We start from the raw sequence: 16,056 nt of genomic DNA, 5'->3' as shown, positions 1-16,056 counted from the left end.
CCCGACTGACCGTCAGCCCAGCCGCTTCACCGTGCTGTAACCGCTGGTACGGAGTGTGCTCGCGCTGCCGATGGTGGTGGCGCCGCCGTGGTACAGCAACAGTGCACCGGCGGCGTTTGTGGCCCAGATGTCCGGGTTGCCGTCGCCGGTGTTGTCCGGGCTGCCGTAGAGCAGCGGGAAGGCGGCGGGTGTCATCCCGGTGGCGTAGACGTCGTCGCCGTCCAGGCTGGCTCCGGACGTACCCAGGCTGCTGAGGACCGTGCCGCCGTCGCCGTCGGGTATGCCCTTGCGGAGATAGAGGGTGCCGTTGGTGATGCGGTAGATCATGTCGGCGGCGCCGTCGTCGTTGAAGTCGGCGATCGTGACGAAGTCCCGGGTGTCCCAGTCGGCGGTGGTCATTCGGGTGGCCGTGGCGAAGTAGCCGCCGCTGTAGCCGGAGAAGGCCCACAGTTCGGAGCCGCCCGCGCCACCGGCGACGAAGAGCTCGGGCTGGCCGTCGCCGGTGATGTCACCCGCCGACTTGATCTCGGAGAAGGTGGCGGGGGAGGGCGCGTTGGCCGGCAGCCGTACCTCGATGCGTCGGGAGACGTTGAGGCCGCCGTAGCCGTCCCCCGGGTAGATGAAGAGTCCGCCGTCGGGGGTGCGCATCACCCAGTCGGTGGCGCCGTCGGCGGGGGCGAAGTCGCCGTTGTGGGTGATCAGGGAGTACTGAGGGTTGGTGGTGGCGCCGTCCCAGAGATGAGGGGCGGTCTTGCCGTCCAGCAGCAGTTCCCAGTTCTCGTGGATGCCCCAGGAACCGGAGATCCACGTACCGCTCTTGGACACCGCGGTGATCAGCAGGTTTCCCGCGGCGGAGAGGGAAGCGAAGTCGGGGGCGCCGTCACCGCTGAGATCGCCTGCGGCGTCCGCCTTGGTGCGTGGGGTGACGTAGAACGTGTACTTGCGTTCGGGAGAGATGTTGCCCGCCGCGTCCACGGCCTTGGCGTAGAGGGTGTTGGGGCCGGCGGACGGGGGTTTGACACCCGTGGCGGTGAGCGAGGTGACAGGGGTGCTGGTCGCGCTGCAGGACTTCGTGAGGCCGTCCGTGGTCCCGCTCGTGCCGTTGGCGCAGATCCAACTGGCGGTGTTCGTCGAGTTGATGGAGTAGACGAACTTGACGATGTCCGTCTCCTTGGGGTCACCGACCTTGAAGGTGAAGGCGCCGGCGGTACCGAACGGGTCCTTGGACCAGACCTCGCTGTCGCCGTTGATCTCGGTGTCCTCGGGAAACTCCGCTGAGCTGACCTCGGGTGAGGAGGGAAGGGTCGTATCGTACGTGAATCGGCACCACTTGGTGCCTCCGCTGGGGCCCCAGCTGCTGCTGGACTGTTCGTCCCAGGCACGTACCCGCCACTGGTATGTGACGCCGTTGACCAGGTTGGTGAGGCTGGTCGAGCCGGTCTCACCGTTGCTGATCGTGCTGAAGGCGCTCCTCTTGGTGTTGTTGTAGTTGTCGGCGTCGTCGGTGCCGTCCCTCCCGATCTCGAATTCGAGTCTGGTGAGGACGCCGTCGGGATCGGTGGCCTTGGCGCTGATGTAGGGCGTGGTCTTGCCGAGCCGGATGTAGGGCTTGCCGCTGGTGTCGCACGACCCGGGCTGCATGGCGACCGAGGTCGGGGTGTTGGGCCTGCGGTTGTAGTTGACGGATATCCCGGGGGCGCCCGCTTCCTCGGCCTTGAACTTCTTCCAGGAGTAGGCGTCCGTCTCCAGGCTGGTCGCGTTGGAGGTGGGGGCGGCGGAGGAGTTGGAGGCCACCAGGCCGATGTTGAGCGTGGACCAGCCGTTGTTGGCGGCATCCTGTGCCAGCGAGGTGACGGTGAGGTTGACGTGCGCGTCGGGGCAGGAGCTGTTGGACTTCCAGCCGTAGGCGAACGACTTGGAGGTGATCTTCCGGCTCCAGGTGGGCTGCTTGTTCCAGGTGGTGCCGGAGGAGAAGGGGCCGGTGTGCCACACCTGCATCGTGCGTTTGCTGCACGACCACGAGTGGGTCTCCAACACCGTCATCGTGGCGCTGGTGACTGTTGCGTCCTTGATCGACTTCTGGAACTTGAACTTGAAGAGAGACCGGGCGGTGCCCCAGGTGTCCCGCTCGAAGCCGACTCGGGCCTCCTTGGTGTCCTCGTTGTAGTTGGCGCCGTCGTAGAAGCTGGAGTTGGGGTACTTCTTGTAGACGGTGGTCCAGTTGGACTTGATTCCGACGGTGGACGGGTCCAGGAACAGCGGGTAGGCCGGGGCCTTGGCAGCGGTGAGATAGCCGTCTGGTGGGGCGATGGTCAGGATGCCGTCGTCGGCCAGGGCCGCCGTCGCGACGGCGGCGTGCGCGCCGTCGCCCGGGCCGTGTACGGCGGGCAGGGCGAGCGTTCCGTCGGCGTCGGCGGTTGCGGGGAGCGCGTACGCGGCGGGGTCCGCGGCAGCGGATGAGGGGATGTCGTCGTTCCAGGGGGCCATCGGGTCGTTGGTGCGCCCGTCTTCCGAGGAGTCACCGTCCGAGCCGTCGTCGCCGCCGGTCCACTCCTCGACGTCCTCGGGGTTCTCGTTCGTGCCGGTGGCGGCGTCCGGGTCGGTGGCCGGGGGGTCGGTGTCGTGGGTGCCCGCCGAGTCCCACAGGAACGGGGTGGGCGAGACGGTGATCTCGTTGCCGTCCGTGTCCTTGCCGCGCATGACGTCGGTGGCGGGGTCGAGGGAGAAGACCAGCGTGGGTGAGGTGAAGCGGTAGCGGGGCGGGTTCGCGGCCAAGGCGGTGGCGGCCTCGGGGGTGTGGATGACCAGGACGTGGGTGTAGCCGGTGTCCCGTGCGGTGAGCATCAGGTCGACGTCCGGGAGCACACCCTCGTACAGCGCCTTGTTGTCCTCGATCACCGGCTCGGGCAGCGCACCGGGCCACTCGACCTGGACCTCGTGGCCGTCGGCGGTCATCGTCAGGAGGGGGGTCCAGGAGACCTCGACCTCGTCGGCGGCCTGCAAGGCAGCGTGGGTGGACGTGCGGTAGGAGGCCGTACGGACACCGGTGCCGTCCGAACTCCCGTCACTCGCCCGGGCCTTGACTCCCGGTGCGCGGCCGGGGTCTCCGGTTGCGAAAGTGACGGGGTAAAGGCTGTTGACGGTGGACCAGCCGTCCTTCTGCTTCCGCAGTGAGGTGTCGATCGGGGCCCACTTCCCCTTGGCGTTCTTCGCCCGCTGAGCCTGGGCCGAGGCCGTGTAGGTGAAGGTGCCGTCGGGGTTGGCGAAGGTCTGCGAGAACTCGTCGGTGAGTGACGTGACTTCGGTCTTCCGGCCGGTCTTGCGGGCCTTCTGCTGAGCCGAGTCCTCGTCGCTGAGTTTGCTCGCGCGCTTGGTCTTGGCGTCGGCCTCGGGAGACGTTCCGGCGGGGCTGCCGTGGTGGAGGGCGAGCACGGTGACACCGCCGGCGAGGACGGCCAGTGCGAGTGCGGAGGCGAGAGCGATCCGCCCGCGCCGTCGACTGTTCGCGGCTTCCGGGGGCATCACTTCGGGGGCCGCCTCGCTCGTTCCGGCGGCACTGTCGAGGTCGCTCAAGGGGCCCTTCTCCAACACGGGATGGGCCGGGTCGCGGCGGTGTCGCTGCGACGCGGCTGTTCGGGGTTGCCCTCGGACCTGGTGACAGACCGTGTGAACGCGCGACGCGCTGTGCTCGGGCGGTTGGAGTATGGGCAGGCGACCGCCGCGAGATCAACACCCTTGTGGCGAGGGGGAACCGGTGGAGTGGACGGAGTGTGGGCGAGGCACGTTTTTTTGCCGTTTTTTGTTCAGATTTGACTGGTGACATACCTAACACAGACTTATTTTTCCTTGACGTGAATCTTCACAAGACGCCAATTTCAACCTCATCGTTGATCACCATGTGCCAACTGTCTGAGCGCTTCTGATGGTTGTTACTCAGGCGGGGGAAGGTCGGTTGGCTGTGGGTGGGGGTTTGTCGTGGTGCGGCAGAGGTTCGCTGGCGCGCAGGTCGTCTCGTGAGCGTCTGATCCGCCGAAGAGCCCGACTTGGCGTGGTCGCCGCCGTGTTCCTCGCCCTGAACATCACGGCGCTGCCGAGCGCACTGGCCCTGGGCCCCGACAACACCACCCGTACGACGGAGGTCGAACTCGACGACCTTCAGGAAACGGACCCTCTTGCCCTCGACGAGAAGCTGAGCGCCGAACTCGAGGAACTGGACGGCGTTCCCTCGACCGAGCCGACCAAGGAATACGACCCGCCCGCGGTGGCGGCGGTACCCGCAGCCGTCGATTTGGCCGCACCGGTCGACGGCCTGACCGCAGGCGGCGCCCCCAAGAAGGTCGCGGCCTCGGCCGACGGCACCATGACCGTCGGCGTCACCGCGCCCGAGGGTGCGTCGCAGGCACAGGCCGATTCCCTGGAGGGCGCCTGGAACGTCACGGTCAAGCCCGAGGCCGAGGCGGTCGCCGCCGGTGCTCTGGGTCTCCTGCTTGAGGTCGACGCACCCGATACGGCCACCGGTGAGGCGGTCGTCCAGATCGACGCGACGCGTTTCGCGGAGACGTACAGCGCGCAGTGGCTGGACCGGCTGTCCTTCGCCCTGATGCCCGCCTGCTACGCGACCACCCCCGACGAGGAGGGGTGCTCGACGGGCATCCCGGTGACCACCGAGGTGAAGCGCACCGCCGACCAGGTGATCGTGCCGGTCGGTGACACGGGCGACGACTCCGGCTCGGAGACGGACCCGGGCGAGGACACCGCCCCCGATGAGGTCGCCGAGGGCACCAAGACCGCCGAGCCGGTGCAGGTGACCCTCCTCAACCTGACCATGGACACCGCCGACCTGAAGTCCGTGTCGACCGCCACGGCCACCGGGGCGAGCACCGCCAAGAGCAACGGCGAGGATTCGTCGGTGAGTTCGGCAGTATGGCGCGAGGACAGCCAGAGCGGGAGTGTGCGGCAGGCTGCCGATTCATCCGATGGCGCGCTGGTGATGGGCGTCTCCCACGGTGCGGGTTCCGGTGGCGACTTCGCGGCGACCCCGCTGTCCTCGGCCGGCACCTGGTCGCAGGGCGGCTCCTCCGGCGCCTTTACCTACGCGTACACGATGGCGGGCCCGCAGGTCCCCTCGGGCCCGTCCCCGAACGTGACGCTGAGCTACAACTCGCAGTCCTCGGACGGCCGTACGTCGGCCACCAACAACCAGGTCTCCTGGATCGGCGAGGGCTGGGACTACAACCCGGGCGCGATCACCCGCACCTTCGTCGGCTGCGCGGCCGACACCTCCGGCGCGAACAACAAGGGCAAGTTCACCGGCGACCAGTGCTGGGGCTCGAACAACGCGGTGTTGACGCTGAACGGCACCACGACCGAGCTGGTGTACGACGATGACGACAAAGTCTGGAAGACCTCCCGCGGTGACAACACCCGCGTGGAGCTCCTGACTTCGGCCGACTACACGCGCATCACCGGCATCGCCGACTCGAACAACGGTGACAACAACGGGGAGTTCTGGAAGGTCACGACCAGCGACGGCACCCAGTACTACTTCGGCATGAACCGCCTGCCGGGCTGGATCTCCGGCAAGGAGGAGACCAAGTCGGTCCTGAAGGTGCCGGTCGCCGGTAACCACCCGGGTGGCGACGGGGTGGCCGCCGACCCCTGCTACAACGCCGACTTCGCGAAGTCCTTCTGCGATCAGGGCTGGCGCTTCCAGCTCGACTACGTCGTCGACCTCAACGGCAACGCGATGTCGCTGTGGTGGAACAAGGAGACCAACGCCTACGCCAAGAACAACAACGTGGCGAAGGCGGTCGCCTACGACCGGGCCGGCTATCTGACCCGGATCGACTACGGGCAGCGCGCGGGCACCCTGTTCACCGCCGAACCGTTGGGCCGCATGAACTTCAAGGCGGAGCAACGCTGCTTCGTGAGGGACGGCATCTGGACCTGGAACTGCTCCGAGGCCAACTTCGACTCCAAGCAGTCCGACCGCACCCGGCCCTGGTTCGACACCCCGGCCGACCTCGCCTGCGAGGCGGGCGAAAAGTGCTCGACGTACGCCCCCACGTTCTGGTCGCGCAAGCGCCTGTCCACCGTCACCGCGTGCACCCAGCGCGAGCAGGGCGTGAAGCTCACCGAGTACAACTCGGACAACGACACGGGCTCCCGCAACGCCTGCGGCATCGACGACCTGACTTACGGCACCACCGCCCTCTCGAAGGTGGACTCCTGGAGCCTCGCCCAGTCCTTCCCGTGGGGTCTGACCGGTGAGTACACCGCGCTGTGGCTGGAGTCCATCACCCGTACCGGTTACGCCGTGAACGGTGACACCAAGCCCCTCAACCCGGTCAGCTTCGGCCACAACGACACTCCGCTGCCCAACCGGGTCAAGCAGGGGGCGGGCGACACGAACCCCCTGTTCGGCCGGCTGCGCATCCAGACGGTGGTCTCCGAGTACGGCGGCAGCACGCGCGTCACGTACAAGGCACCCGAGGGCGCGTGCCTCACCGGCACGAACTTCCCCCCGTACGACCAGAACACGTTGCGCTGCTATCCGGTCTACTGGCACGCGGACGGTGAGCTGACCGACAAGCGGATCTCTTGGTTCCACAAATATGTGGTCGGGTCGATCACCGAAGACGCCCAACTGGTCGACGCGGCGGACGTGACGACGGCGTACGCGTACGAGACCGACACGGCGGACAAGGCCGTCGGGGCCCTGTGGGCGAAGAACCAGGCGGAGTTCTCCCGTCCCAAGACCCGTACCTGGGACGACTGGCGCGGCTACCCCGTCATCACCACGATCACCGGCCCAACGGAGACCGTGGGCAACCCCGCCTCCAAATCGGTCACGCGCTACTTCCGGGGCATGAGCGACGACGTCCTCTTGGACGACACGCCTGACAAGCCCGACGACGACGTCAAGCGCTCCTTCAAGGTCAAGGACGTCACCGGCGCGGACATCGCGGACGACCGCAAGGCGTACGCGGGCATGGTCGCCGAGTCCCTGACGTACCCCAACTCCAGTGCCAGTAGCACTGATTGGGTATCCCGCACGGTCAATTACCCGGATGCTCCGGTGGAGTTGGCCAGACGCAACCGTACCGACGGTCCGGACGTGGTCTCCGAACGCGTCACTCTGGGCATGGTCAAAACGATCACCAAGTCCTCGGGCACCCGCACGGGCGACTCGGCGACCCTGCGCACGGTGGAGACGCAGACCGACTACGACTCGTACGGCCTGCCGACGAAGGTTCGCGAGTACGGCGACAAGGCGAAGACCAACGACGACTCCTGCACCAGCACGTCGTACGTGCACAACACCAACGCCTACCTGATCGGCCTGGTCGCCCAGACGATCACCACAACCGGCACCTCCACCTGCTCCACCGAGTTGTCCGCCGCGACGGAGAAGACGCTGGTCACCGGCTCGCGCGTCTTCTATGACGACGCCACCTCGCTGACCACCGCGCCCACCAAGGGACAGGCGACCAGGACGGTGACGCCGCTCGGCGACGGCACGGACTGGAACTCGTCCGTTCCTGAGTCGCGCACGGAATACGACGAGTTCGGCCGGGTTACGAAGGTCACGGACGCCACGAACCTGGTGAACACGACGTCGTACACTCCAGGTTCCGGTCAGGTCTACGAGATCAGGACGGTGCAGGGCGCCAAGCTCGACGGCAACGGCGGGGAAACGGGCCTGACCACGGTCACCACTGTGGAGCCGGGCCGCGGCGCGACGCTCACCTCGAAGGACGCCAACAACCGGGCCACGTCGTACGCGTACGACCCGCTGGGCCGCACCACGGCCGCCTGGGACTCGACGCAGTCCGCCACCGACGACCCCACCGTGCGCTACGTCTACAACACGGTCCCCAACGAGCCGGTCTCCGTGGTCACCGAGTCGCTGGAACGAAACCCCACCAAAACGGCCGGTGACGCCACCTACACGGCCTCCACCACGATCTACGACGCCCTGGGCCGTGAACGCCAGTCCCAGACCCCGGCGGTCGGCGGCGGAAAGCTGATCACCGACTCCTTCCACAACGCCTCCGGCCAGGTCAGCAAGACCAACAACGCCTACTACATGTCGGGAGACCCAGGCACCACGCTGGTTGTCCCCGCCTCGGATTCCCTCGTCCCCAACGAGACCAGGTACACGTACGACGGCCTGGGGCGCGTGCTGACGGTCACGCCGTTCCACAACTCGTACGCGCAGGACGGGGTGACCCACAGCAACGGCGGGACGGCGGTTCCGAGCAAGGACCGCCGCACCCGCTACGAGTACGGCCTCGACTACACGATCGTCCGCCAGCCGGCCGGCACCCCGGCCTCCCGGGTATGGACGGACGCGCTGGGCCGCACGGTCCAGCAGGACACGTACAGCGACACGTCGCTGACCGAGGCCGGCGCGATCTCCACCACGTACGACTACGACCTGCGCGGCGACATGACCACGTCCACGGACGAGGTCGGCCACACCCGCACCTGGAAGTACGACGCCCTGGGCCGGGTCACCGACACCACCGACCCTGACACCGGCACGACGCACACCGCCTACGACAGCTACGGCCGCGTGGATACGGCGACCGACGGCCTCGGCGGGAAGACCGGCTACAGCTACGAGCGCTACAACCGGGTGAACGAGGTCAGGTTCACCCCGGTGGGCGCTGCTTCGGGCACGGCGGTCCAGTCGTACGTGTACGACTCGGCCCCGGGCGGCAAGGGCCAGCTGGCCTCGGCGACGCGCTACAACGACGGCGGCAAGGCGTACACGACGTCGATCGCCGGCTACACGGCGGACTACCAGCCGACGTCGATGACGCTGAAGATGCCCGACGGCACCACCTCGGGCACGACCACGGACGGCTTCAAGACCAACTACACGTACGACTACACGTACAACGACGACGGTCAGCTGGAGAAGTACAGCGCCCCTGAGGCGGGCGGCCTGACCGCCGAGTCGGTCATCACCCGCTACAACGAGGCCGGGCTTCCGGTCACTGTCTCCGGTGACGACTGGTACGTCTCGGAGACCGACTACTCGCCCTACGGGCAGGTGCTGCGCTCCACGGTCGGCGAGATCGGCCACCGCCTGTGGCAGGACAACTCCTTCGACGAGTCGACCGGCGAACTGCTGACCAGTGCGCTGCTGAGGGAGAACGCGACCGATACGGCCGTCGTTCCTGCGCACGAGGTGAGCAGGCGCGCCTACGCCTACGACCCCTCGGGCAACATCCTGTCCGTCGCGGACAAGATCGGCACGAACGCCACCGACCGGCAGTGCTTCACGTACGACACGCTGGGCCAGCTGAGGCAGGCATGGACGACCCCGGGTGGTGCGTCGTGCACGGTCGCGGGTCGGTCGACGGCCGAGCCGGTGTACTCCGACGGCAAGGTCAACGTCTCGTCCAACAACGACGGTTACTGGCAGACGTACACGTACGACGTGCTGGGCAACCGGAAGACGAAGTCGGTCCTCAAGGCCGATCCGACGTTCACGTCGGGTGTGCGGGACACGAAGAACGACGTCGTCACGGATTACGCGTACGGCACGAGCGACACGGCCCTCAACGACCAGCCGCACACGCTGACTTCGTACACGACGAAGTCCACGACAGCGGCGGGGGCCGAGGTCAAGACCCTCTCCACGCAGAAGTACAACGACGCGGGCAGCCTGGACAACCGTACGACGGGCGGTGACACCTCCCAGGGCCTGACCTGGACGTGGGACGGCCAGGTCGAGTCAGTGACCGGCTTCGGTCCGGAAGGTTCCGGGGCCTGGGTGGGCGCATCGGAGATGTGCCTGGACCTCACCAACGCCGGCACCACGGCGGGCACGGCCCTCCAGCTCTACGTGTGTAACGGCACGAAGGCGCAGAACTTCCGCCTGAAGGCCGCGGACACCGACAACAACGGCACGGTCGAGGACGCGACCATCGGCCAGTTCATGGTCGGCGGGCGCTGCGCTCAGCCGAGCGGGACGGCGGCGGGCGCGGCGGTCCAGATCCAGGCCTGCAACAAGGACACGGCGGCGCAGCGCTGGCAGACCCTGAGCACGGGCCTGCTCAAGCATGTGTCGACCGGCCTGTGCATGTCGGCCCCGACGCTGACGAACGGCACCGACCTGGTTCTGGCCGCCTGCTCGGCGTCGGCTCCGGGCCAGGTGTTCAAGCCGGCGTCGAAGACGACGTACGTGTACGACGGGATGGGCAACCGCCTGCTGGAGCGTTCGGGTGCGGGCGCGGTCCTGCACCTGCCGGACACGACGGTCTCCCTGACGCCCACGGGCAAGTTCCGCTCGGCGGAGCGCACTTACGGTCACGGCGGCGCCCCGGCGGTGACGCGTTACCGGGAGGCGTCCTCCACCTCTGGTGGCACGGACGAGCAGGTGTTCGCCAACGCGGTCGACCACAACGGCACCCCGCTGGCCGAAGTCCGCCTGGACGGTGACCAGTCGGTCCGGATCTCGAAGAAGGATCCGTGGGGCCAGGACCGTACGGCGAACGTGGCGACGCGCTCGCGTACGGCGTACGCGACGGGTGACGACGACGCGGGCTCGGGCCTGGTGCATCTGGGAGCGCGGGAGTACGACCCTGCCACCGGCCGGTTCGTGTCGGCGGACCCGGTGCTGGACCAGAGCGACCCGTTGCAGGCGAACGGCTACTCGTACGCCAACAACAACCCGGTCACGCACTCGGATCCGTCGGGTCTGACGTCGTCGGCGTCGAGTTTCGATGCGTCGATGGCGGCGCTGGACGCGCAGATCGCGGCGTACCAGAAGACGCTGTCCCGCTCGATCGGTGACGTGATCCTGTCGGTGGGCTGGGCGGTGTTCAAGGAGTTCGTCGGCTGGGACGACATCGTCGGCTGTTTCTCGCAGGGTGACTTGTGGGCGTGCGGCAGCCTGTTGATGGACGCGATTCCGTGGACGAGCGTCTTCTCCAAGGGCAAGAAGATGTGGAAGGCCTTCAAGGCCACCAAGAGCGCGGTGAATGCGTGGCGGGCGGCGAAGGTGGTCGCGGAGTCGGGCCTGAAGGCGGCCAAGGCGGCGAAGGCCGCCCTGATCAGGGCCAAGAAGGCGGCGGAGGCCGCCGCGGCGGAGGCCAAACGCAAGGCCCGCGAGGCGGCGAAGGCCGCGGCCGAGGCCATCAAGAAGAAGACGCACACGGGGTCGAAGGGGGCCCGGGGGAACGCGCCGCAGGTCCAGGCCCGGAAGACCTCACAGTCCAAGGGGTCGGACGGCGGGGGCAAGGCTGAGAGCAAGTCCGGTGGATCACGGGGTGGTTCGGGCCGCGACGACTCCGGCGGCGGCTCCGGCGAGGGCGCGAGCTGTTCGATCAACAGCTTCACCCCGGAGACCCGCGTCCTGATGGCCGACGGCTCCATCAAGGCGATCAAGGACGTCAAGGTCGGCGACAAGGTCATGGCCACCGACCCGGAAACGGGCGAAACCAAGGCCCAGACGGTCACCGCCGAGATCAAGGGCGAGGGCCTCAAACACCTGGTCGACGTCACCATCGACACCGACGGTGAGAAAGGCACGAAGACCGCCGACGTCACAGCGACTGAAGGCCATCCCTTCTGGGTGCCTGAGCTGGGCGAGTGGATCGATGCGAGCGACCTCAGGGCAGGCCAGTGGCTCCAGACGGGGGCGGGCACCCTCGTCCAGATCACCGCCATCCAACGCTGGACGGCACAGGACGCCACTGTCAACAACCTCACCGTCAGCAATCTCCACACGTACTATGTGCTGGTTGGGGCCACGCCGGTACTCGTTCACAACTGCAACCTGGGTGACTATGCCGACAGTGTTCGCAACGAACCTGGGGTGAAGTTTGCCTCCGAGTACTCATCTCCTTCAGGCGCGAAGTACTACGGCCGCAATAAGCACGGCCAGCAGGCAGAAGGGCCGTTGGCGGATGCACTCGAACGGACAGGTCACCATGGAGGGTGCGCGGAGGTGCACTGTCTAATTCAGGCGCAGGCGGCGGAGGGGCCCGAGGCCATCAGGGGTGGAACCATGCAAACGGTAAGGACGCGGAATAACTCCATGCCGACATCGAATACGGATGGGCATGGTGAACCGGCTCACCCCTGCGGCCGTTGTGGCAGACTTCTGGAAGACCTGGAGATCAACTGATGTCCCTGATTCGCTTCGACTCGCTCGGCGAGGATCTGCTTGGGGCGCTTGTTGCGTCCGGATGGAGCGCAGGCAGGAAGGTTGATGCAGGTAAATGGGTGGAGCCGCTGGAGGGTGAAGGGTACCGGTCCCACCCATTGGCAGAGGAAATCCTCGCGGCGGTGGGAGGACTCTCAATCGATCCGGTCAATCGAGTCGGCCCGAACTTCAGTAATGACGATCCTTACAATTTCGATCCCATCGCCGCTGGATCGGGGCAGCGTGATCTAGCAACAGAGGTGGAGAGTGTTCTCGGTCGGGACTATTTCCCCATCGGTGAATGGCTCAGTTATTCAAGCGTGTTCGTCGAAGCTGGGGGGAGGGTGGTTGCTGCTGGCATGGGTTGGATTTGGGAGCTTGGTTCCACCTTTGAAGACTCCCTAGAGTTGGCAGTCTGCGCGAATCGCCCACTGATCTGTCTGTACTCCGATCCGGGACTCGATCCTTGGCCGAGACCTGATTCTCGTTAGTGAATCTCGGCCGCGTAGAGCTTCGTCTAACGGGGCTTCTGGCCGGGGTGACGGCAGTAGTTGACGGCAACGGCGGCGGACACCTGCGTGTCCGCCGCCGTTGCCGTACGTATGTCAGGAGTGGTCGAGGGCACGGCCGAGGGAGTCGATGGCGTCTCGCTGGAGGCGGAGTCGGACGTGGGCGTAGACGGTGGCGGTGACGCCGATGTGGGCGTGGCCGAGGAGTTCCTTGATCACGACGAGTTCGACGCCCTGTTCCAGGAGCAGGGTGGCGGTCGAGTGTCGGAGGTCGTGGAAGCGGATGCGACGGAGGCCAGCCTTGCGGAGGAGTGTGATGAAGGTTCGGGTGAGGTTGGTCGGGTCGATCGCACGGCCCTGCGGCGTGGTGAACACGTACCCTTTGTCCTGCCATATGGCACCTGCGGTGTCACGCTCCTGCTGCTGCTTTTCCTGGTGCCGCTTCAACGACTGGAGGCAGCGGGCGGGGAGGGCGATGCGGCGTTCGGAGGCACGGGTCTTGGTAGGCAGCGTGGTCAGCCCGCCTGTGCTGGTGCGCTGCAATGTTCGGCGGATAGCCGCGGTGCCCATGTCGAGGTTGAGGTCCTTCCAGCAGAGGCCAAGGAGCTCGCCCTTGCGGAGCCCAGTGTGGAGCGCGAGTTCGAGCAGGGCATGGAGCCGGTGATCGTGCGCGGAGGAGAGGAACTGGCGGGCCTCGTCGGCGGTCAGTGGCTCGAAGCGTCGGGGGCGAGGTGTGCCGGTGCGCACGTTGCGGGCGACGTTGCGGGGGATCTCCTCTTCTCGGACGGCGTGCTCCAAAGCGGACTTGAGCACGGAGTGGATATACGACAGCGTCAGTGGGGAGAGCTGCTTGGAGCAGCACGTCCCGGCGGCGCAGCAACGGGGTTCATTACGGCCCGCATCGATGCCGCGCGCGCAGCACTGGCAGGTGGTGCGCAGTTGGTTGAGCCAGGTGCGGACGTCCTTGGCGGTGAGCTTGGCGAGATTTTTCCGTCCGAGGCCAGGGATGAGATAGCGGTTGACGCAGGTGGTGTAGCGGGTGTGGGTGTTCTCGCGGAGCTGGTGTACGGCGACGGCCTCCAGCCAGTACGTCAGGTGCGCAGCCAGGCTGCCCTGTGCGGAGGGTGCGGGGATGCCGCGGTTGCTGTTGGCGATCTTCTCGGTGAGCTTGACGAGGGCTTCCTTGCGGGTGGTGCCGTAGACGCGGATGCGCTTGCGGGTGTTGCCGGGGGCGAGGACGTAGCCGGCGGCTTCCCAGCGGTTGTCCTTGCGTTGGTAGACGGTTCCGTCGCCGTTGGCGCGGACGCGGCGGGAGGCGGGGGTGTCTCGGGGTGTGGTCATCAGGCGGCGGCTTCCTGGTCGAGGCGGGTGCGGATGAAGTCGGTGAGGGCGTGGGTGGGGATGCGGCGGGCGCGGCCGAGGGTGAGGGAGGCGAGTTGGTGGGTGCGGAGGAGGTCGTAGACGGCGGTGCGGCCGAGTTGGAGGCGTTCCATGACCTGAGGGACGGTGAGGAGTTCCGGGCCGGCGGTCACGCGACGGCCGTTGACCGGACGGCACGGGGCAGCCGATCGGTGGAGTGACCGACTGGGTGACCGGCGCGGTCGCCGGCGCGGTCATCGGAGCACTTCGAGTGCCGGGTGTGGGTCGGTTGCTCGGGTCGGGTCTGCCGTGTTGCGGTCAGGAGGTTGGCGAGGTGTTCGAGTTCGGGCAGGAGGCCGGTTCCGGCGTACTGCCAGTGGGAGATGACCAGCGTCGTGTCCGAGTCCGCGTGCTGACCGGCGATGTTGCGGTGACCGTGACGGTGACCGGCGGCCAGGTCAGTGGAGTGCTGGGCCTGGTCACCGACCGGACTGCCGCCTGTCTGACCGACCGGCGTCTCCGCCGACGCCGACGCCGACGCCGGGGCGGGGGCGGGGGTCTGGGTGTCGGGTCGGCTGGTTCGCCAGGCGGTGCGTTCGGCGCGGAGGTGGGTGAGGGTGGTGGAGTAGTGGCGGGTGCGGGTGGAGAAGTGGCCGCGGAAGCCGAGCATGTGGGCCCATTGGCGTAGGCGGAGGTGGGCGTGCTGGCTGTTGGTGGCGAGGTGCCAGGCTGTGTGGATCATGCGGCGGGCGTGGTCGGTGATGTCGTACTTGTGCAGCTCGGCGAGGAGTCGGAGTCGGCGGTCGAGGGTGCCGGTGGTGGTCTCGGCGCCCTTGGTGGCGTACTTGGCGATGTAGGCGGCGACGTGCCGCTCGGTGACGGGGCTGCCGCCGGTGAAGTCGGTGCTGCGGACCGCGCGGACGTCGGTCTGTCGCCCGAACCGGAACACCAACCGCCCCGCCCGATCTGAGCCTTGGGGCGGGGACGTGGGGACGTGCCCGGTGGGCTGCGGTTGCTTCGGCGGTTTGCCTTCGTGGTGGACGCGGGTGCGTGTGGCGGCGGCGCGGACGGCGTGGTCGAGGAGCTGGGTGGTGGCCCAGGTGGGTGGGGTGCTGGTGGGGCCGGTGGGTCCGTCGAGGCGGATGACGGCGTGGAAGTGGACCTGGCCGCGTTTCTGGTATTCGGCGACCTTGGCGTACGAGAGCGTGGCGTGGTGTCGCAGGGTCCGCTGCGTCAGTCCGGCGGCCTTGGCGATCTCGCGGCGTAGGTGGGTGGTGAAGCGTGCCCACAGGGCCGGGGCGTGCGCGTTCCACAGGACCGCGCCGGTGTAGTCGTAGTGCTCGGGGTCGAGTGGGGTGCCAAGGAGCGGGTCGTCGTCGGGGTGGACCTGGCCGCAGTGGCAGCGGCCGGTGTCGGGTTGGTTGTGGACGGGGCCGAAGCCGGGTGCGGTGAGGGTGGCGAACACGCGTGGGTGCGCGGCGACGCTGGTGGGGACTGTTTTGCCGCCGCGTAGTCCCCCGGCGATGAGTTGGTAGGTGTCGTAGCGGTAGACGGTGGAGCAGGCGGGGCAGCGGGTGGCGCGGCGGTTGCCGCAGCGGACCAGCAGTTCGCCCGCCGGGAGCTGGCCGGAGTCGAAGTGGTTGAGGATCTCGCCGGTGGCGGTGTGGAGGTGGGTGCGGTGCCCGGTGAGGCGGATCGGGTGTGTGCATCCACCGAGTCGGGCTATCTGCCGTGTGAGGGGTGCGAGTTGGCCGGTGGCGGCGAGTTTCGCCAGCTTGGCGGTGAGCCTGGCGCGGCGCTCCAGCGCCGACCGCCCTGCCGCCGCAGAGACGCTGAGGCCCTCTGGGCAGGTCGGCGTCGTCAACGCCGACGACGAGGGACGCGAGGCGGCTGGAACGGCTGCGGGGTATGGGAGTTGGAGGTGTGTGGGCATGCGGGACGGGGCCTTTCGGCGGGAGCGAGGAAGCGGTACGGCGCGGTACGGCGTGGGCAGGCCGAAGTTGTCGGCTCACAGGGGTACGGGGC

6 protein-coding genes are annotated in these 16,056 nt (G+C 67.6%); 2 read left to right on the top strand and 4 right to left on the bottom strand.

What is annotated here, in order from left to right:
* Positions 1-12: 12 nt before the first annotated feature.
* Positions 13-3,573: an FG-GAP-like repeat-containing protein gene (locus tag QA861_RS38960; protein ID WP_334593544.1), complete on the bottom strand. Its 3,561-nt coding sequence runs from the start codon at positions 3,571-3,573 to the stop codon at positions 13-15.
* A gap of 475 nt (positions 3,574-4,048) precedes the next feature.
* Between QA861_RS38960 and QA861_RS38955 the strand changes: the two genes are divergently transcribed.
* A complete protein-coding gene (locus QA861_RS38955) occupies positions 4,049-12,145 on the top strand; it encodes a polymorphic toxin-type HINT domain-containing protein (protein ID WP_334593543.1) in 8,097 nt (2,698 codons plus the stop codon).
* Complete coding sequence (locus QA861_RS38950; protein ID WP_334593541.1) at positions 12,145-12,654, top strand: SUKH-3 domain-containing protein; 510 nt, start codon at positions 12,145-12,147, stop codon at positions 12,652-12,654. Before QA861_RS38955 ends, QA861_RS38950 begins: the two co-directional genes overlap by 1 nt.
* A gap of 114 nt (positions 12,655-12,768) precedes the next feature.
* Here QA861_RS38950 and QA861_RS38945 read toward each other — a convergent pair whose 3' ends face one another.
* From QA861_RS38945 to QA861_RS38935, 3 genes are read right to left on the bottom strand one after another with little or no spacing between them, the layout of a single operon-like run.
* On the bottom strand, positions 12,769-14,013 hold the full coding sequence (locus QA861_RS38945) for a tyrosine-type recombinase/integrase (protein WP_334593540.1): 1,245 nt from the start codon (positions 14,011-14,013) through the stop codon (positions 12,769-12,771).
* The gene (locus QA861_RS38940) at positions 14,013-14,204 is read right to left on the bottom strand and encodes a helix-turn-helix domain-containing protein (RefSeq protein ID WP_334593539.1); all 192 of its coding nucleotides are present in this window, start codon (positions 14,202-14,204) and stop codon (positions 14,013-14,015) included. Before QA861_RS38940 ends, QA861_RS38945 begins: the two co-directional genes overlap by 1 nt.
* The gene (locus QA861_RS38935) at positions 14,201-15,964 is read right to left on the bottom strand and encodes a replication initiator (protein ID WP_334593538.1); all 1,764 of its coding nucleotides are present in this window, start codon (positions 15,962-15,964) and stop codon (positions 14,201-14,203) included. The genes QA861_RS38940 and QA861_RS38935 overlap by 4 nt, the downstream gene beginning before the upstream one ends.
* Positions 15,965-16,056 lie beyond the last annotated feature (92 nt).

This window comes from Streptomyces sp. B21-083 (assembly GCF_036898825.1).
Taxonomy (GTDB): Bacteria; Actinomycetota; Actinomycetes; order Streptomycetales; family Streptomycetaceae; genus Streptomyces.
Note: the sequence above shows the minus strand (reverse complement) of the source record. Positions and strands in the feature narration are given on the sequence as shown.

What these genes read in the sequence shown, in the direction of transcription:
- QA861_RS38950 (WP_334593541.1), top strand. Translation starts at nt 12,145, where the DNA reads ATGTCCCTGATTCGCTTCGACTCGCTCGGCGAGGATCTGCTTGGGGCG.
- QA861_RS38945 (WP_334593540.1), bottom strand. Translation starts at nt 14,013, where the DNA reads ATGACCACACCCCGAGACACCCCCGCCTCCCGCCGCGTCCGCGCCAAC.
- QA861_RS38935 (WP_334593538.1), bottom strand. Translation starts at nt 15,964, where the DNA reads ATGCCCACACACCTCCAACTCCCATACCCCGCAGCCGTTCCAGCCGCC.